Below are 18,523 nucleotides of genomic sequence, written 5' to 3' on the forward strand. Positions count from 1 at the left end.
GAATGATCGACCTACTTCAGGTTGAGCCGCCAGGCGCCGAGGCCGTGCGAGGCCGCGTAGAGGACCCGCTCACCCGGCACGATGGTGAGCCCGGCCACCTCCACATTCGGCATACCGCCGCCGGCCTTGGTCCAGCTGGTCAGCCCGTCGGCCAGCCGCAACACGCCGAAGTCGGTCGAGGCGTACAGGTCACCGGTGACGTCGTCCCGGACCAGGTCGGTGATCGGCTGGTCACCGAAGTCGTACGAGCGGTCGGTCCAGGTCGCCGTCGTGCCGTCGGTCGTCACCTCGAAGGCGTGCCCGAGCGTCTCCGGCGTGTTCGAGTTGAAGCCGCTGTAGGAGACCCACGCCCGGTTCGGGTCCTCCGGGTCGATGTGGACGCTGGTGACGAAGCGGTTCGGGGTGTCCGGGCTGTCGATCCGGGTCCAGGTCACCTCGGCGGCCGACTCGGCGTCAACGTTGTGGCTGACGAAGACCCGGCCGGTGCTGGTGGCCGCGTAGGCGGTGGCGGAGTCGGTGTCGACCCGCTGGACCACCGAGACCGCGCCGCCGGCCCGATCCCCCCACGCCCCGTCGGTGAGCGGCGTGGAGCCCAGCTCCTCCCAGTCCCCGCACTGCTCCTCGAAGGTGCCGGTCCAGGTGTTGCAGATCCGGTTGGCCTCCTCGATGCTCCGGTCGCCCAGACCGAAGGTCTTCGTCCGGTACACCGAGCGACCGGTACCGGCGAACATCGTGCCGCTGACCACCGGGTCGCTGATCACTGGGGCGTAGAAGAGGGTGCCCGGCTGGCCGTAGATCGGATCCGCGGTCCAGATCCACTCGGCGATGTCACCACCGGCGAAGTTCACCTCCGGTGACGCGTTGAAGAAGGTGTGGAAGCGGAACTCGGGCTTGCCGACGTCGAAGCCGGAGGCGCCGCCATCACCGATCATCGTGTTCGACCAGCGCCGCCGCTCGCCGTTGTTCTCCCAGGTCCCGTTGTCCTGGGTGCCGCCCTGCAGCAGGTTCACGTCGTGCGGGCTGACCGACAGGCTGATGAACTGCAACGTGTTCATGCCCTTGTTGACGCTCTCCAGCTTGCTCGGAATCCGGGAGAGCATCTGCTTGCAGCGATCCTGCTGGGCCGCCGTGGTCAGGTTGCGGTCCGGGTTGTCACACCAGGCGGATCGATCGACGAACTCCCCGCTGGAGCGCATGATCCCGCCGTCGTTGGCCTCGAAGAACTGGTACGGGTCCCGCGGGTTGGTCACGATCGCGTGCTGGTCCGGGTGCAGACCGTTCGGGTGCAGCTCGTCGGTGCCGTCGAAGGTCATGTCGGTGCCGCTGACCCCGGCGTCGGTGGAGAGGACGACCGCCCGCTTGTGCGCGACCGTCTCACCGTAGACGTAGGAGCCACCGGTGTAGACGATGTCCGGATGCCCCGGCGGGGTGTGTACGAACATGTCGTACCAGCACTGGCCGGTGCACTGGTTGTAGGTGGCGTACCCGGGGTCTGCCGGGTTCGAGCTGCTCAGGTCGGTGAACGTGGGGGTTCCGCCGGCCACGTCGTCGCTGCGCAGCAACCGCGAGTACGGGTTGCCGAAGTTACCCTCGTAGACGTACATCCGGGTCTTGCCGTTGGGCAGGGCGGTGACATCGATGGCGGCCCGGGTGTGGAACAGGTCCGGGTTGAGCGACGGCTTGATCTGCGTCCAACTGGCTCCGGCGTCCGGGGAGCGCCAGACACCGCGGGCGTACGACGACGCGTACACGATGTCGGAGTTCTCCGGGTCGAGCTTGACGTAGCGGACACCGCGCGGCGAGCAGACCGCGTTGTTGCCGAACTCCTCGGCGTCGCCGGTGCAGTCGGTGGCGGCGGCCGAACCGTTGTGGATGAAGTTCCAGTTCTCGCCACCGTCGGTGGTCTTGTAGAGACCCCACTTCTCGGCGTCGGGCACCGGTCGGGTCACGCCCGTGCAGCAGGCGCTGGACATGCCGCGTAGTGCGGTGGTGGTGGCGACGTAGATGGTCTTCGGGTCGTCCGGCTCGATGGTGATCTCGGCGATGCCCTTGCCGGCGAGCACCTCCTTGCCGAGCGGGCCCTGCCAGGTCAGGCCGCCGTTGGTGGACCGGTAGAGGCCGACGCCGGCGACACACCCGGAGCCGCAGATGTTGGCCTCACCGGTGCCGACGTAGATGGTGAGCCCGGTCCGGTCGTTACGATCGATCTTTACCGAGCCGGCGGCGTTGATGCCGAGCGGCCCACCCAGGTAGAACCACTTCGGCTCGGCGGCGAGGATGTTGAGCGTGCCCCAGACGCCACCACCGGCGGGCGTGGCGTACGCCCGGCAGAGCCACCGGTTGCAGTCGGGGCTGATGTCGAGGGAGGTCACCCGGCCACCGGCGACGTACTCGTTGGGAACGTAGTTGAAGGCGTTGCGGTACTCGGTGAACGGGTACACCGCCTCGCTCGGCCCGACGCTGGTCCACCGTTGGCCGCCCCGGAACCGGCGCTCCGCCGCTGCGAAGTCCGCCTTCGCGCGGTCGACCTCGGCGAGGCTCACCTCGTTGGCCGGGTAGGCCCGCTTGAGGAACTCCTGCTGCGCGGCCCCGCCCGGGCCGTCCAGCGACATGCCGTCGTTGCCCGGAATTGACCGACGCATCTGCTCCAGGTGCGCCCCGAGGGCGTTCGGTAACTCGCCGTCCCCGGTCGCCGCGGCGGCGGCCGGCACTTCGGTGCCGGCGAGGTGGATACCGGCAACACCCGTCGTCGCGGCGAGGGCAACGATCGCTAGTCCGGCGAGTAGCTGGCGACGTCTGCGCTTCACAAGGTTCCTCCCGAAGAAGGCGTCGCCGCAGCGCGGCCTCCGGGATTGGCAACCGTCACTGGCAGCGTCCATCCAGGAGGATGTCAGAGGAGGCGCGACAGGCACAATCCCCTGCCGCAACTCAGTCGATGATTCATGGTGACGTCAGCGGCCACCGCAAGCCGGTGGCACCTCCGACGCCGTGGAACAATGGGGGGCTCGCATCAAGCCCACGGCAGGAGAATTGGACAGCATGACAGCGGTCGGTCCGGAGGAGCTGCGTGCCGACTGTTCCCGATGCGTGGGGATCTGCTGCGTGGCGCCCGCCTTCGCCGCCTCGGCCGACTTCGCGATCGACAAGCCGGCCGGACGACCCTGCCCGAACCTGCGCCCGGACCTCCGCTGCGGAATCCACTCCGAGCTGCGCAGCCGCGGCTTCCCCGGCTGCACCGTCTTCGACTGCTTCGGCGCCGGCCAGCGGGTGACCCAGGTGACCTTCGGGGGGCGGGACTGGCGGGACAACCAACCCACCGCCCAGGCGATGTTCGACACCTTCACCGTGGTACGGCCGCTCCACGAACTGCTCTGGCATCTGACCGAGGCACTGACGATGGAGCTGCCCGCACCACTGCGGGCCGCGCTGGCCGAGGCGCTCGCCACCACTGACCAGCTGGCCGGCGGCGACCCGGAGTCGCTGCGGTCGCTGGCCGTTGACACGCACCGGAGCGGAGTCGTTCCGCTGCTGGCCCAGGCCGCTGACCATGCCCGGGCCCGGGGTGGCCGGCCCGGCGTCGACCGACGCGGCGCCGCCCTGCTCGGTGCCGACCTGCGCCGAGTCGACCTGCGCCGGGCGAGTCTGCGCGGCGCCCAGCTGGTCGGTGCCGACCTGCGCGGAGTCGACCTGACCGGCGCGGACCTCACCGGCGCGGACCTACGGGGGGCCGACCTGCGTGGCGCGGATCTGTCGGGCGGCCTCTTCGTGCACCAGTCGCAGCTGGATGCGGCCCGCGGCGACCGGGCCACCCTTCTTCCACCGGGGCGCCTCCGACCCGCGCACTGGGCAGCCCCACGGCGCGCCCGCGGCGACTCCCCGCGTTTCTCCGGGCGGCGTCCGGGTAGGTGAGCCCGGATAGGCCGGTTTCGGTCGCCGCGGCAGGTGCGGTGGCCGGGGCGGTCACCGCGAGCCGACGGGCGGGAGTGCGCCATGACCGAGCAACACCGCTTCGACCTGGCCGACACGGACGAACCGGACGGCGTCACGGCGATGGAGGCGTCGCTTCGGCCGCCGGGCGAGTCGCTGCCGCAGACCGAGGACGTCGGTGACGACTTCGCCGACCTGCCCGCCGAAGACCGGCGATCGGCGCGGGAGATCAGTCGGGCCGGTTACGACGTGGCGGACGTTTCCGGGGCCGTCGACCCGAACCGGGAGTGAACCGCGGCACGTGAGTCCAGCGGCGTCGGTCACCCGCCCGGCTGGGAGCCCCGCGCGCCGGTGACCGGCGGCGGGATCTGCCCGGCGGCGGGACGCCGCCACGGCCGGAGCCGGTCCCGCAGCCGGGCGGCGGCGTCACCGGCGGTGGCGGTGAGCATCGGCGCCAGCCGGGTGGTGCCCATCAGCGCGACCTCCTCGGCCGGGCTGGTGGTCCCGTCGAGGAAGCGCAGCACCCGCTCGGCCGGGTTGCGGTCGAAGAGCCGGTCGAAGAAGTCGGGACCGCCCACCCCGCCACGGTCCAGTGCCCGCAGCGCGACCGCGTCCAGCCACCGGTGCCGGCGGGGGTACGCGGGTGCCGGCACGGGTGCCCGCCCGTCGGCGAGGGCCGCGGCGATCTGCCCCGCCTGCCGGTGCATGGCGGCGAACGTGAAGCCGGTGGAGGGTCGGGTGGCGCCACCGCCGGTGCCGAGGCGGACCACCCGGGGCGAGGGCCGCGGGTCGAACGGACCGTCGGTCATCGGGATCACCCCGTTCTCCACCTCCCGCACTCGCAGCCGGGCCGGGTCCAGCCCGAGCCGGTCCCGGTACCCGGCCAGCGCCGCGTCGTAGCCGGCGTCGGAGAGCAGGCCGGGGGTGAACTCGGTGTACTCGACCAACGCGTACCGGTCGGTGACCGGCAGCACGTACCCGAACGAGACCCCCCGATCCGGCTGCGGGGTGCGGAAGTCCATCAGCACCGCCCGACCCGGGTCGAAGAGCGGCCGGTCGGACTCGAGCCACCAGCCACGGAAGTGCTGCAACCAGTTGGTACGCCCGGCCCGCCGGGGTGGGCGCGGCCGGGAGTCGAGGACCCAGGATGCCCGTAGCGTATATCCGCCGGCGTGGACGGTGACCCGGTCGCCGTCGTCCTCGACCGCCTCGGCCGGGGCGCCGACGCGGACCGCGTCGAGCCGCCGCTCGGCGCGGGCGGCCCGCTCGTAGACGGAGGCCGAGCGCAGCATCGCGTACCGCAGCGGGGCCAGGTCGAGCACGCGGTGCCGCTCGGGGGTCGTCACCTCCACCTGTGACCAGCTCGCCGTCAGCAGCGGGTCGAGCCCGTCGTCGGGTCGGCCCCAGAACGCCCAGGTCCGGTCGGCCCCACGACGACGCACCGGATCGATCACCGCCACCCGTAGGCCACGCACGTCCCGCCGGTCCAGGGCGGCGAGCACGAGAGAGCCCGCGCCGCCCCCTCCGACCAGGGCGAGGTCAACGTCGACGGTGGGCACCCGTACACGCTGCCACACCCACGGTCGGGGCCACCGGCCGGACCGGCGGCCCCGCAACCACCGGCGTCGCCAGGTCAGCCCAGCGGTTCTCGCGTTCACCCGATCGCGGCTATTCTGGCCGTGATCGACAGTTAGGAGTTGGCATGCGCCAGGGCAAGGTCACGGTCACCGCTTCGCCGCGAGAGCACACCGCGCGCTAGCCGGTCCCACCGACGGGCTCGCACCCCACGGTGTAGCGCTCCTCGCCGCGAAGCGGTCGCTCCCAAAGACGACCGTTTCCCCTTGCTCGAGGAGCTATTTTTGCGTGCCCTGGTATCCGCGCGTCTCGGCGCGGACTTCACCAAACTGTGGACCGCCTCGGCCGTGTCCAACATCGGTGACGGAGTCACCATGGCGGCCGGTCCACTGCTGGTCGCCGCCATCACCACCAATCCGGCGCTCATCGGTGGCGCTGTCTTCGTCCAACAACTGCCCTGGCTGCTGTTCGCCCTGATCAGCGGCGCCTACGTGGACCGGCTGGACCGCCGCAAGCTGGTGGTGGCCGTCAACGCGCTGCGCGCCGCGGCGCTCACCGCGCTGACCCTCGCCATCGCCACCGACACCGCCACGGTCGCTCTGGTCTACGCGGTGTTCTTCCTCCTCGGCACCGGGGATACCCTGGCCGACACCGCCGCCGGCGCGTTCCTTCCCGCCATCGTGGCACCGGACCAGCTGGCCAGCGCCAACGCCCGGCTGATGGCCACCTTCACCATCGCCAACCAGTTCGTCGCCAAGCCGCTGGGGGCGTGGCTGTTCGTCATCGCCGCCGCCGCGCCCTTCGGCGTGAACGCCCTGACCTTCGCCGTGGCCGCGGCGCTGGTGGCGACGATCCGGCCGATCCCCGCGCTCCCGCCGGTGGCACCGCGCCGGAGCCTGCGGGTAGAGATCACCGACGGTGTCCGCTGGCTGTTCGGACATCGACTGCTGCGTACGCTCGCGGTGAGTATGGGGCTGGCGAACCTCGCGTTCTGCGCCGCCTTCGCCACCCTGGTCCTCTACGCCCGGCAGCGACTGGGCCTGTCCGACCTCGGCTTCGGCTTCCTCCTGACCACCTTCGCCGTCGGCGGGTTGGTCGGTACCGTCCTCGCGCCACGGCTACAACGGATCGTCGGGGCCGGCACCCTGCTCCGCGCGGGCCTCGTCGTCGAGTTCGTCACCCACGTCATCCTGGCGATCACCACCACCCCACTCGTCGCCGCCGCCATTCTGATCGTCTTCGGGATCCACACCATGGTGTGGGGCGTCATCGTGGTAACCCTGCGCCAACGCGTCGTGCCCGCGCACCTACTCGGCCGGGTGGGCAGCGTCTACTCGCTACTCGACCTCGGCGGGGCGGCCCTCGGTTCGCTCCTCGGCGGCCTGCTCGCCGGGGCGTGGGGACTCACCACACCGTTCTGGGCCGCCGCCGTCGTGTTGGCGCTCATCGCTGTCATCGCCTGGCGACCGCTGCGTACGGCATCGGCTGTCTGACGCGTACGGAGCGCCCCGCTCCGCCCGGGCCTCGTCCTGGTCGGAGCGGGGCGCCCGCGCGCACGGTGTCACATCCACGGCCCGGATCATCGGCGGACCGGTCGTACGACGGCCACCAGCAGCGCCACGACGAGGTAGGGCGCCACCGCCACCGCGAACGCGACCCGGTTGCCGGCTACGGTGGCGAGCAGGCCGTACCCGACGTAGCACGCGATGATCGTCGTGTCGGTCGCCATCCCGGCGAGCGAGGTGACGGTGGCGCGGGCCGGGCCGACGATCCGCGCCTGGAGCCGGACGTCGGCGAGCACAGTGGCCAGTTGGAAACCGCAGAAGGCGACGCCCACCAGCAGGAACCCGACCGGGTGACCGATCAGCGCGCCGGCGGCGAGCGCACCGGCGGACCCACCGATCAGGCCGGCGTACCCGCGGCGGCCCAGCCGCTCCCCCGCCGGGGCGAGCAGGCCGCCGACGGCGACACCGACCCAGGTGAGTACGAGCAGCAACGGCACGGCCGGCCCGCTCGCCCCAACGTCTCGGGCCAACAGCGGAAGGTACTCGTCGAGCGCTCCCCATCCGGCGGCGACGGCGGCGACCAGCAGCACCGCCGCGCGCACCGCCCGGTCGGCGTGCGCCTCGGCCAGCCCGCCCCGCAGGGAGACCCACCAGCCGGGTTCACCCTCGTCGGGGTCGGCCCCCGGTCCGGCGGCCGGCTCGCGGTGCTCCGGTAGGCGGGTGGCGACGGCGGCAGCCCCCAGGCAGGCCAGGACACTCGCCCCGCCGAGAGCGGGGTAGCCGCCGAGGGCGAGTACCGGCGCCGCCACCACGAGGGAGGCCAACACGCCGAGGGTTTCCGCGGTGCGGGCCCGGCCGATGACATGGGCGTACCGGCTGGCCGCGCCGAACCGGTCCAGGCCGGTGTAGACCAGGGCCTCCAACGCACCGGAGGCGAGCGCGCCGCCGACTCCCCAGAGCAGGAAACCCACCGCGAAGGCCGGGTACGAGGGCACGAGTGTCCAGAGCGCGAAGCCGGCGGCGGTCACCAGCGGCGCGAGGCAGAGCAGCAGCCGCCGGGAGACGGCGTCGGCCAACGCCCCGGAGGGGACCTCCAGCACGATCGAGCTGGCCGACCAGATGACGAACAGGGTCGAGATCTGCCACACCGTCAGACCGGTGTCGGTGAACAGCAGCGGGTAGACGGGGTAGAGCAGGACGAGGTCGCGCAGGAACGCGTACCCGTAGAGGGTTGCCGCGAGTGACCGGACCTGCCGGTCGGGCGAGGCGATCGGGCCCGGGTGCGGGCCACCTCGCGGTGGGGTCGGGTCGGAGATCATCGCTTCTTCCCGTGGGGTGAGTGCGGACGCCGGAGGTACGGCGACCGCGGTGGCCCACGGGAAGGGCACTCAGCGGTGGATCAATGTCGCCAGGTCATGCGGCCGATGGTAGCCGTTCACCGGCCCGGGCGCGGCCCGTCGTCGCGGCGGTGCCCGTCACCGGCCACCGCGGCTGCCTGCTGCTCCGCCACCGCCTCGTCCTGGTCGGTCGGGGCGCCACGCGCGTACTTGTCGAAGAAGCGCAGCAACTCCACCGGGAAGGGCATCACCAGGGTGCTGTTCTTCTCCGCCGCCACATCCGACACGGTCTGTAGCAGCCGCAGCTGGTACGCGCCCGGGGTGTCCGCCATGGTCTTGGAGGCGTCGGCGAGCCGCCGGGACGCCTGGTACTCACCGTCGGCGGCGATGACCCGGGCCCGACGGTCCCGCTCGGCCTCGGCCTGCCGGGACATCGACCGCTTCATCCCCTCCGGCAGCGAGACATCCTTGACCTCGACCCGCTCGATGTTCAGCCCCCACGGTCCCTCGGTCGGGTCGTCGATCACCGACTTGAGGTCGGCGTTGACCTTGTCCCGGTCGGCGAGGAGGGTGTCCAGGTCCACCTTGCCGATCACCGAGCGCAGCGCGGTCTGCGAGATCTGGAGCACTGCTGCCGGATACTTCTCCACGTTCACCAGGGCCTTCACCGGGTCCACGACCCGGAAGTAGACCACCGCGTCGACCTTGAGGGTCACGTTGTCCCGCGTGATCGCCCCCTGCGCCGGCACGTCGATCACCGTGGTCTGCATGCTCACCCGGACCATCCGGTCCACGATCGGAATGATCAGCCGCAGGCCGGGTTCCCGGACGGGCAGCAGCACCCGTCCGAAGCGGAAGACCACCCCGCGTTCGTACTGCTGCACGATCCGCAGGCTCAGGGCGCCGAGCAGCACCAGAACGACCAGCACGATCACCACGCCGATGAAGCCGGCTGCCATGGCACCCCTTCCGGTACGCCCGCCCAGCTCAATGGCCCTGGTACAGGGCGTTGACGTCGTCGCTGAAGTGTTCCTCGACCACACTCTTCTTGATCTTGAGAATGGGGGTGAGTTCGCCATCGGCCTCGGTGAGATCCCGGGGCAGGATGCGGAAGGTCTTGACCTGCTCGGCCCGGGAGACGGTCGCGTTCGCCCGGTCAACGGCCGCCTGGATCTCGCCGCACAGCTCCGGGTCGTCCCGTAGCTCGGCCACGGTCGCGTCGTCCGAACGGCCGTGCTCGGAACGCCACCGATCCCAGGCAGACTGATCGATCGTGATCAGCGCGACGACGTAGGGGCGACCGTCGCCGATCAGCATGCACTGGCTGACCAACGGGTGCGCGCGGATCGCCTCCTCAATCGGCGCGGGCGCGAGATTCTGCCCCGAGGCGGTAACGATGATCTCCTTCTGTCGCCCGGTGATCCGCAGAAAGCCATCCGCGTCGAGCTCTCCCAGGTCACCGGTCCGCATCCACCCGTCCTGGGTGAACACCGCCCGGGTAGCTTCCGCGTTGTTCCAGTAACCCGGGAAGACCGGGTCGCCGCGGGCGAGGACCTCACCATCGTCGGCGATCTGGATCCGCACCCCCGGTAGGGGGCGACCTACCGAGCCGACCCGCTGTGTCGTCGGCGTGTTCACCGTCAACGCCGGGGATGCCTCGGTGAGTCCGTACCCCTCCAGCACCAGCAGGCCCGCGCCCCGGAAGAAATGTCCCAGCCATTCGCCGAGCGGCGCGCCGCCCACGATCGCCGCGGAGCACCGACCGCCCAGGGCGGCCCGCAGCTTCCGGTACACCAGCAGGTCGAACCCGCCTCGGGCGAGCCGGAGCAGGGGGTTCGGTCCCCAGGAACGATCAAGGCCGTGGCTGTACCGCACCGCCACCCGCTCGGCGAGCCGGAACAACCAGCCCCGGTGGCTCTCCTCGGCCTTCTGCCGGGCCCGACTGTGCAGCTTCTCGAAGACCCGGGGCACCGCCAGGACGAACGTCGGCCGGTGCCGGCGCAGCTGCTCCAGCACTCCCGCGATGTCAGCGCTGTGCACCATGGTGCTCCGGGTCTGCACCACCCCGACCTGGATCATCCGGGCGAACGCGTGGGCCAGGGGCAGGAACAACACCGTGGTCGCCCCGGCGTGGAGCAGCTGCGGCAGCACCGAGACCGCGGCGCTCACATCGCAGTGGAGGGAACGGTGGGTCAGCACACAGCCCTTTGGCCGACCGGTCGTGCCGCTGGTGTAGACGATCGTGGCCATGTCACCGCCGGTCACCCGACGACGCCGGCCGTCCACCACCGCGTCCTCAACCGCACGGCCCTGGCCAGCCAGATCGATCAGATCGCCGGCGTCGATCTGCCACACGTCGCGCAGCGCCGGCAGCTCCGAACGCTGGCTGGCGATCAACTCGGCCTGACCGGCGGACTCCACCACGCAGCCCACCACGCCCGCGTCCGACAGGACCCACCCGAGCTGGTCCGCGCTGGCTGTCTCGAAGACCGGCACCGACACCGCCCCGATCGCCCAGAGGGCGTAGTCGACCAGGGTCCACTCGTACCGGGTGCGGCTCACCAGCCCGACCCGGTCACCGTGCCCCACCCCGGCCGCGAGGAAGCCGCGGGCGAGGCTGAGTACGTCGTCCCGGAACTGGGCGCACGTCACCGGCACATCCCCACCGCGCACCGAGCGCCGCGCGGGCCAGGCGCGGGACACCGGTGCGGGCCGGACGAACTGCACCGCCTCCGGTTCCTCCCGGGCGTTGGTCCACACCTGCTCGGCCAGCCCCGGCAACACCCCGCCGATCTCCTCCACCGGCGAGGCCACGACCTCCTGCACCTTGCTACCCCCGGTAGCTTCACCACCGGCACCTGGCGTGCCGGCGCTCCTACCACCCATCGTGCGACCGGCGGCGGCACCGGCGGCGGAACTACCGGCAAACCGGCCCGGGTGCCGCGCCGACGTGATACGAGGCGGTCGAGAGCCACGCCGCCTACGGGTTGGGGCATGACCCGTCGCGTACGCCGGGCAGTTGACGGCAGGACGACTGACGGCGGTGCGCCTATCGGATCGAAGGGCGCTGCGACAACCCACGCTCCGCTGGCCCTGGCTGGCCCCCGCCGGCGGTCAAACCCACTCGGACCAGCTGGCGAATAACCATGATTGCCACTACGTAGAGCAGGTTCTCCCCCACCGGCGCCGGGGCGAGCCGCAGCAGACTGGCGGCCAACCACAGGTCAAGGCCGACGTGCAGGGCCAGGCGCCCATCCCGGGACACCAGGAGGACCACCGCGGCCGAGCCGATGCCCGCGGCGATGCAGGCCAGGGTGGCGTACTCGACCAGGGTGTTCACGTGGTGGACTCCTTACCCGCCCGCTTCGGGTCGGCGGACCGGGGCGAGCCGAACTCGGCGATCTCGCGGCGCTCCTGCTTGAGCTCACGGGCGAGGAAGAAGTTCAGGGCGGTTCGGATCGCCGCCACCGCGGCCAGCTCGGAGATATCCAGCAGGGTGGGGGCGACCGAGGTGCGCATGATGTCCGAGGCGAGTTGAAACTCCAGCCCGAGGGTCAGGAACCGGCCGAGAGTCAGCCGGATCGGCACGAACGCCCGGCTCCGCCGGTGCCACAACCCCGCGAGCAAGAACCGGACGAACGCCATCATCGCCCCGACGAAGATGATAAGGATGCCGGCGGCCTCCACCACTCGCACCAGGAGGTCCACCGCTTCCAAGAACCAATGGTGGTCGGCCATGCCATCCATACCAGCGGCTCCATGGCGGCGCGAGCGCCGGACGCCCGGACAACACCCGATCGCGTCGCCGTCGGCCGGTCCGCCCCGCCGGGCGGCGGTGCCATCCGCCGCTGGTCCCCCGTCAGGTGTGAGTCGTGCGGGCCGGCTGCACCGGCGCGGCCAGCGGGTCGGCGGATCCGGCGCCGGCCGACGGGTCGAGCTGCTGGCGCAGCGCCGCGATCTCCTGGCGCAGCGCCGCGACGTCCTCGGCGGTCGCTGCCGGGTGCCGGTCCCGACCGGTCACCCGGTCAACGATCCAGGTGGCCAGCGAGCCGGTCACGAAACCGATCAGGCCGATGCCACCGATCATCAGGCCGACCGCCACCAGCCGCCCTTCCGGGGTGACCGGATAGAAATCGCCGTAGCCGACAGTCGTGATGGTCACGGCCGCCCACCAGAGGGCATCGCCGTAGTTGGTGATGGACGGGTCGGGAGCCGCCCGCTCGGCGTCCAGGACCGCCAGGGAGGCCACCCCCACCAGCAACACGGTCGTCGCGGCCACGTAGATGCCGAGCCGGCCGCGAACCCATGCCTCGGTGCGCCGGCTGAGCGAGAGCACCACCGTCACCAACCGCAGCGCCCGCAGCGGACGGAGCATCGGCAGGAGCAGGACGGCGAGGTCGAACAGGTGCTCCCGGAGGAAGCGTCGCCGCTGCGTGTGCAGGATGAATCGGACAGCCATGTCGAGCCAGAACACCAGCCACGTGGTGAACGTGGTCACCTGACAGACCGTGATCCACGCCGAGCTGAGCTGCGGATCCAGGATCGGCGCAGCATATGCGGCCAGGAACACCAGGGAGAAAACGGTCAGCGGCAGCGCAGTCACGCGCTCCCAGCTCGCGGCCCGCTGCTCCCGCCGGCTGATGGAGCCGGTGTCTTCCATGATCGCCCCCCGACCGTGGTGCGCGTGTCCGTGCAACTATGGGCCGATGCGACTCTACGTGGAGCCAACGGGGTCGTCGACGGCGGTGGACGAGCCTCAGGTAGACGAACCCCTGGTAGACGCGCTGGCAGCGCTGTGCCGCTCGCTGGTCGGCGTCACCGTCCGCACACTCGACGCTCTCGATGTCGACCTCACGATGTCGCAGTACCGAATCTTGGTCCTTCTCATCTCCCAGGGGCCGGTCCGGGTCGTTGACCTCGCCACCAGCCTGCACGTCCATCCCTCCACCGTCACCCGCGCCTGTGATCGTCTGGTCCGACGGGGGCTGGTGGCCCGACGGGCCGGCGAGAGCGACCGCCGGGTGTCCTGGCTCAGCCTGACCGTCGCCGGTCGAGACCTGGTCGGCGAGGTCGTTCAACGCCGTAGCGCCGAGATCCGGCGGCTGGTCGCGGTGACCGGCGCCGCGCCCGACGTCGGGCTGATCGGCGTGCTGGAGGCGCTGGTGGCCGCCGCCGGCGAACCCGATGAACGGCAGTGGCGGCAGGACTGGGAAAGGTGCGGCGGAGCAACGCGCTGAGGCCGCGAACAGCACAGCGTTGGCCGCGCTCACCGGCATGACGCAGCCGTCGTCGGGGAGCGGCTGTCGTGGTCGGCTGGAGGCGGTCTTCCCGCCGGCCACTCCGGTGTTGGAGATCATCGTGCGGGGCAGCGTGATCCGCCGCGACTCCGGCGCCCGGCCCTGACCTCAGCCATCAGTCTTGGTCACCGTGGCTGCGGCATTTCTCCGCGAACAGAATGGATAGCTGGTCGACAATAGCGCCTGTCCTGTTAGCGGCTCTCGTCCATTTGAAGGTGGGAGCGATGCGGAAACTCGGCCAGTGGTCGGTCCATGATGTCGGCGCGCGCTGGACGCGATGGGCCATCGCCGGATGGTGTCTGCTCACGACGGCGGTAGCAGGGACGCAGGCGATCGCCGTGTCGCCCGCGAACGCCGTGTCGCCCGCGATCGCCGTGTCGCCCACAGCCGCCCAGAACACGCTGTCACCGTCCACCGCCGCGTCGGACACCATCCTCGCCTGGGGTGACAATCTGTACGGTCAGCTGGGGGACGGGACTCGCGCCGACCGTGGCACACCCGTTCCCGTGAGTCTTCCCCCCGGCACCACCGTCACCGGCATCGCCACTGGCGACAATCACAGCCTGGCGTTGACGTCCACCGGCACCGTCCTCGGCTGGGGCAGAAACCGCTTCGGCCAGTTGGGCGACAAGACCAAAACCAGCCGCACCGCTCCCGTGGCGGTGAGCCTCCCCCCGAGCAGCACGGTTACCGCCATCGCCGCCGGCCGCTCCCACAGCCTGGCGATCACCTCCGCCGGCACCGTCCTCGCCTGGGGCGACAACTTCCGTGGTCAGCTCGGCGACGGCACCACCGACGACACCACCAAGCCGGTGGCGGTGAAGCTGCCCCCGGGAACCACCGTCACCGCCATCGCCGCCGGCGAGGACCACAGCTTGGCGATCACCTCCGCCGGCACCGCCCTCAGCTGGGGCGACAACGTCCATGGTCAGCTCGGCGACGGCACCAACACCAGCAGCAACACACCCGTGACCGTAAGTCCGCCCACGGGCACGGCGTTCACCGCCGTCGCCGCCGGCCGCTTCCACAGCCTGGCAGTCACCTCCGCCGGCACCGCCCTCGCCGCCGGTGACAACCTCTACGGTCAGCTCGGCGACGGCACCAACACCAGCAGCAACACATTCGTGACTGTCAACCTTACCCCCGGCACCACGATCACCGCCATCGCCGTTGGCCGCTCCCACAGTCTGGGGGTCACCGCCACCGGCGCCGCCCTTGCGTGGGGCATCAATGACGATGGCCAGCTGGGCGACGGGAGCACCACCAACCGCACCACTCCCCAGGCGGTTGACCTGCCGGTGAGCACCACCGTCGTCGGCGGTTTCGGCCACAGCCTGGCCCTGGCCGCGCCACCGACGTCCACCACCGCGCTGCAGGTGACGCCACCGAGCCCGACGGCGGGTCAGGAGGTCACCCTCACCGCCACCGTCACCTGCACCAGCGAGCCCCCCACCGGCACCGTCACCTTCCGCACCGACACCACCGCCCTCGCCACCGAGCCCCTGACCACCGGTGCCACCGCCACCCACACCACCACTCTGCCCGCCGGCACCCACACCCTCACCGCCGGCTACACCAGCACCAACATCTGCCCCGACAGCGAGTCCATCTCCACCAGCATCACCATCCACCCACCAACCGACGATCCCGACCTCCCCATCACCGGCCCCGACCTGCCCACCACCATCGGCGCCGCCAGCCTGCTCATCGTCACCGGCGCCATCCTCATCCAGCTAACCCACCGACGCCGATCCACACCCCACCCACGCTGACGTGGGTTGCTGGTCAGCCGGTGGCGAGCAGCGGTCGGGCCGCAGCCACCAGGGCCGTCACCCCGGTCGGCAACGCCAGCTCGACGCTGGGAGCGAAGGCCGGGCTGTGATTCGTCGGCAGGTTGCCCAGCTTCTCGGCCGCGTTGACCCCGGGCGCCCTCCGCCACTGTCGTGGCCCCACCGTGCCGAGCATCCAGTAGCTACTCGGTATCCCCCCGGCGGCCAGCAGCGGAAAATCCTCCGCCGCCAGGGACGGTGGCCACCAGCCCACCCGCTCCGACCCGAACACGCCCACGTGAGCGTCCCGTACCCGGGCGGTCACCCCCGGATCCCCCACATAGGCGGGGGTACGCGAAACGACACGTACCGTCGGCTCGCGCGGGCTGCCGGCGGCCGTACAGGCGGCCTCGACGATTCGGGTCACGCTGTCCAGCACCCGGTCCAGGGTCTGCGCACGCAACGCCCGAATCGTCAGCCCGAGGGCGGCCTCGTCGGCGATGACTCCCGCATGGTGCCCGGCGCGCAGCGTTCCGACGGTGAGCGCCACCTGATCGGCCGGGTTGACCTGGCGGGCTACCAGCGCCTGCAACTGCACGACGATGTTCGCGGCGAGCACCACCGGGTCCACACAGAGATGCGGGGTGGCCGCGTGCCCGCCCCGTCCGGGTAGGGTGACGTCCACAGTGATACAGCCGGCTGTCATCGCGCCGGCGCCGTGGGCGACCATTCCCGCCGGTAGCGGTGCGGCATGCTGGGCCAGGAGCAGGTCGGGTCGGCCGAACCGCTCGTAGAGGCCGTCGGCGATCAGGGCCGCCGCCCCGTGCAGGGTCTCCTCGGCCGGCTGCCCCAGGATCAGTAGCGTCCCCCGCCAGCCGTCCCGGCCCTGGGCCAGGTGGGCAGCGGCGCCGGCCGCCGCGGCCAGGTGCAGGTCGTGTCCGCAGGCGTGCATGACCGGTACGGTCCGGCCGTCGGCGGCGACGCCGGTAGCGGTGCTGGCGTACGGCAGACCGGTCTCCTCGGCGACCGGAAGCGCGTCGAGCTCTGCCCGGATCAGGACGGTCGGGCCGGCCCCGTTGCGGAGGACGCCGACCACGCCATGCCCACCGACTCCGGTCGTGACCTGGTATCCCACCCCGCGTAGCGCAGCCGCGAAGCGGGCTGCGGTGCGCTCCTCCGCCCCGGAGAGCTCCGGATGCGCATGCAGGTCGCGGTAGAGCCGGGCCGCGGCGGCAACGATCTCCCGGCCGACCGGCGGGCCGGCCAGATCGGCGGCATCGGCTGCTACGAACGCCATGAGGTGAGCCAAGCCGACGCCGCTGTCATTCCACTGACATCGGGCGACAGAGATGTGTGACAGCGGCACCACGCGATCGGTAAGCGCCCTGGGGTGTGCTTGCGGTGGGCCGACCGGACCAGCCGGCCGGCCACCGACCGGGAGGAGTCACCATGGAGCACGACACCGACCTCAACGCCCTCGCCGAGGAGATTATGGAGCTGGAGTCGGAGACCTTCGCGATCTCCGACTACGCCGACGCGTCCGAGGCGATCCTCGCCTCCTGCTCCTCGTCGGCCACCACCTCGACCTGCAGCAGCACCACCTCCACCACCAGTTGCTCGGCCTGAGCAACGGCAGTACGACGCCGGGCCATCCGGAAAAGGGTGGCCCGACGTCGCATGCCGGGGCGGCCTATTCCGGAGAGAAGCTCTCCGCCCAATCGAAGACCGCCTTGAGCTCATCGTCAAGGTACGGCCCGTAACAAGGAAATCCCTCTGCCCCTAAACTGATGACAGATATGATGGTGCCGCTGCCCTCACCGTTGAAGTTCCTGACCCAGGGGCCACCACTGGAACCGGAGAAGCAATAAAAGTCCCCCAAGACCATGTTGTCAACGTCACACTCACCCTCCAAATGGTCGGGACATTCCCCTCTTTCGGTTGAAACCTCTTCGTAGTGATGTTGGTTCCCACCGGCATCGGGATTTCCCGGATACCCCATCCCGGTTACGTTGTCGTGCTCGTAGCCCGTGTTCCATTCAATCGCGAAGGGTTCAACGACACGGCCGACCGGACGATCCTCGACATCACCGTTCGCCATGGTGAGAACGGCCAGGTCGTAGGCGTAGTTGAAATCGGGGGCCTCGATATACCAGTTAGGGCTGACTACGACGCTAGTGGCGGCGAATTCACCCACCGGCGACACGCCGTCTCGGATACCCGGCGCGAACACAATGTTGGAGGCGAAGCCTTCCTCCCCACGCACGCAGTGCGCGGCGGTGAGGACGAGTCGCTTCTTTGGGCTGTCCACCGCGCCCCCCGAGCACCTAACATCACGACCGCTTGCCGAGGTAAGGTAGACATTACCTACGGAAAGCGTGTAGCCTTCCGCGCTAGCCACGGCGCGCTCGTCGGAGGTCCCATTTGAGGCCGGCCCGGCGATAGGGACAGCGGCGGCCATCCGCTCCGGGGTCCAATAGTCAGTGACCTTCTCACCGCTCGCGGTGACCGGCTGGCCGTTACGGACTTCGAAACCAATTCTGACCGGCTCGGCCAGGCCAGTCGCACTCTGCCCAGCCGTGGCACCTGACGACCCGGAGGCTATCAGCGCGAGGGTCAGGCTGGCCGCCACGGACAGCCGCAGGAATGACTTCACACACTTCTCCCTGTCACACTCAATCGCGAACAAAAGCGCCGACAGCGTATCGAATAGGAATATTTAGATCGCAGCAACACCTCCACTGTGGGCTGACATAACCCAATTTGTCCTATCTGGAGACGAAGGCCGCGACGCCGCCTCCCAGACGCCCCGCTACCCGCGCTGCCACTCAGCCCTGCCCAAACGCCACCCGACGCAGCGAGACGATCCCTATCTCCGTCAGCACCCCGCACGGCGTCCGCCTTACTGGTCTGCTCAACTACCCGGCCAGAACCAACGCCCGAACGCGTCATCGCCGAGGCTGTCCAGGCCGAGATCGTCGTACAGGCCGTTCAAGACCTCCCACAAGATCAGCGAGAAGGGTGTCCCCGACCACCGCGAACCTCCCGCCCCACCGACGCCAAAGCCGTAGAGGTCCACGTCAACTACCCACCATGAAGGGCGTTCCATGGTCATA

18 protein-coding genes are annotated in these 18,523 nt (G+C 70.5%); 7 read left to right on the forward strand and 11 right to left on the reverse strand.

Annotated features, from left to right (window positions below):
- Nucleotides 1-11 precede the first annotated feature (11 nt).
- Complete coding sequence (locus tag H0524_RS13095; RefSeq protein ID WP_180198896.1) at nucleotides 12-2,807, reverse strand: exo-alpha-sialidase; 2,796 nt, start codon at nucleotides 2,805-2,807, stop codon at nucleotides 12-14.
- A gap of 232 nt (nucleotides 2,808-3,039) precedes the next feature.
- Here H0524_RS13095 and H0524_RS13100 point away from each other — a divergent pair, with 232 nt between their 5' ends.
- Complete coding sequence (locus tag H0524_RS13100; RefSeq protein WP_180198897.1) at nucleotides 3,040-3,909, forward strand: pentapeptide repeat-containing protein; 870 nt, start codon at nucleotides 3,040-3,042, stop codon at nucleotides 3,907-3,909.
- Nucleotides 3,910-3,990: 81 nt separating this feature from the next.
- On the forward strand, nucleotides 3,991-4,218 hold the full coding sequence (locus H0524_RS13105) for a hypothetical protein (RefSeq protein ID WP_018215591.1): 228 nt from the start codon (nucleotides 3,991-3,993) through the stop codon (nucleotides 4,216-4,218).
- Between the two features lie 29 nt (nucleotides 4,219-4,247).
- Here H0524_RS13105 and H0524_RS13110 read toward each other — a convergent pair whose 3' ends face one another.
- Nucleotides 4,248-5,504, reverse strand: a complete 1,257-nt coding sequence (locus H0524_RS13110) for a lycopene cyclase family protein (RefSeq protein ID WP_180198898.1) — start codon at nucleotides 5,502-5,504, stop codon at nucleotides 4,248-4,250.
- A gap of 282 nt (nucleotides 5,505-5,786) precedes the next feature.
- On the opposite strand from H0524_RS13110, the gene H0524_RS13115 reads away from it, so the two are divergent.
- The gene (locus H0524_RS13115; RefSeq protein ID WP_180198899.1) at nucleotides 5,787-6,995 is read left to right on the forward strand and encodes an MFS transporter; all 1,209 of its coding nucleotides are present in this window, start codon (nucleotides 5,787-5,789) and stop codon (nucleotides 6,993-6,995) included.
- 86 nt (nucleotides 6,996-7,081) lie between these two features.
- Here H0524_RS13115 and H0524_RS13120 read toward each other — a convergent pair whose 3' ends face one another.
- The 6 genes from H0524_RS13120 to H0524_RS13145 all read right to left on the reverse strand — a co-directional run bounded on the left by H0524_RS13120 (nucleotide 7,082) and on the right by H0524_RS13145 (nucleotide 13,004).
- Nucleotides 7,082-8,326: an MFS transporter gene (locus H0524_RS13120; RefSeq protein WP_180198900.1), complete on the reverse strand. Its 1,245-nt coding sequence runs from the start codon at nucleotides 8,324-8,326 to the stop codon at nucleotides 7,082-7,084.
- A gap of 116 nt (nucleotides 8,327-8,442) precedes the next feature.
- On the reverse strand, nucleotides 8,443-9,303 hold the full coding sequence (locus H0524_RS13125) for a slipin family protein (RefSeq protein ID WP_180198901.1): 861 nt from the start codon (nucleotides 9,301-9,303) through the stop codon (nucleotides 8,443-8,445).
- A 28-nt stretch (nucleotides 9,304-9,331) separates the two neighbouring features.
- A complete protein-coding gene (locus H0524_RS13130; RefSeq protein ID WP_180198902.1) occupies nucleotides 9,332-11,230 on the reverse strand; it encodes a long-chain fatty acid--CoA ligase in 1,899 nt (632 codons plus the stop codon).
- Nucleotides 11,231-11,393: 163 nt separating this feature from the next.
- Nucleotides 11,394-11,684 (reverse strand): hypothetical protein, encoded by a 291-nt coding sequence (locus tag H0524_RS13135; RefSeq protein WP_180198903.1) that lies wholly within the window; start codon nucleotides 11,682-11,684, stop codon nucleotides 11,394-11,396.
- Nucleotides 11,681-12,091, reverse strand: a complete 411-nt coding sequence (locus H0524_RS13140) for a DUF1622 domain-containing protein (protein WP_180198904.1) — start codon at nucleotides 12,089-12,091, stop codon at nucleotides 11,681-11,683. Before H0524_RS13140 ends, H0524_RS13135 begins: the two co-directional genes overlap by 4 nt.
- Nucleotides 12,092-12,203: 112 nt before the next feature.
- A complete protein-coding gene (locus H0524_RS13145; protein ID WP_018724847.1) occupies nucleotides 12,204-13,004 on the reverse strand; it encodes a potassium channel family protein in 801 nt (266 codons plus the stop codon).
- 46 nt (nucleotides 13,005-13,050) lie between these two features.
- Here H0524_RS13145 and H0524_RS13150 point away from each other — a divergent pair, with 46 nt between their 5' ends.
- From H0524_RS13150 to H0524_RS13155, 3 genes are all read left to right on the forward strand, one after another.
- On the forward strand, nucleotides 13,051-13,581 hold the full coding sequence (locus H0524_RS13150; protein ID WP_180198905.1) for a MarR family winged helix-turn-helix transcriptional regulator: 531 nt from the start codon (nucleotides 13,051-13,053) through the stop codon (nucleotides 13,579-13,581).
- Between the two features lie 37 nt (nucleotides 13,582-13,618).
- A complete protein-coding gene (locus H0524_RS24755; protein WP_255435928.1) occupies nucleotides 13,619-13,747 on the forward strand; it encodes a hypothetical protein in 129 nt (42 codons plus the stop codon).
- Nucleotides 13,748-13,865: 118 nt separating this feature from the next.
- Nucleotides 13,866-15,413: an Ig-like domain repeat protein gene (locus H0524_RS13155; protein ID WP_180198906.1), complete on the forward strand. Its 1,548-nt coding sequence runs from the start codon at nucleotides 13,866-13,868 to the stop codon at nucleotides 15,411-15,413.
- 13 nt (nucleotides 15,414-15,426) lie between these two features.
- Here H0524_RS13155 and H0524_RS13160 read toward each other — a convergent pair whose 3' ends face one another.
- Nucleotides 15,427-16,707 (reverse strand): amidohydrolase, encoded by a 1,281-nt coding sequence (locus H0524_RS13160; protein WP_180198907.1) that lies wholly within the window; start codon nucleotides 16,705-16,707, stop codon nucleotides 15,427-15,429.
- A 152-nt stretch (nucleotides 16,708-16,859) separates the two neighbouring features.
- On the opposite strand from H0524_RS13160, the gene H0524_RS13165 reads away from it, so the two are divergent.
- Entirely contained in the window at nucleotides 16,860-17,036 is a 177-nt protein-coding gene (locus H0524_RS13165) for a thiazolylpeptide-type bacteriocin (RefSeq protein WP_018215603.1), read from the forward strand.
- A 64-nt stretch (nucleotides 17,037-17,100) separates the two neighbouring features.
- Here H0524_RS13165 and H0524_RS13170 read toward each other — a convergent pair whose 3' ends face one another.
- Together H0524_RS13170 and H0524_RS24760 are read right to left on the reverse strand one after the other, a co-directional pair.
- A complete protein-coding gene (locus H0524_RS13170) occupies nucleotides 17,101-18,063 on the reverse strand; it encodes a trypsin-like serine protease (protein ID WP_180198908.1) in 963 nt (320 codons plus the stop codon).
- A 258-nt stretch (nucleotides 18,064-18,321) separates the two neighbouring features.
- A complete protein-coding gene (locus H0524_RS24760) occupies nucleotides 18,322-18,516 on the reverse strand; it encodes a hypothetical protein (RefSeq protein ID WP_255435929.1) in 195 nt (64 codons plus the stop codon).
- Between the last annotated feature and the right edge of the window lie 7 nt (nucleotides 18,517-18,523).

The organism is Salinispora sp. H7-4 (assembly GCF_013416675.1).
Lineage (GTDB): Bacteria > Actinomycetota > Actinomycetes > Mycobacteriales > Micromonosporaceae > Micromonospora > Micromonospora vitiensis.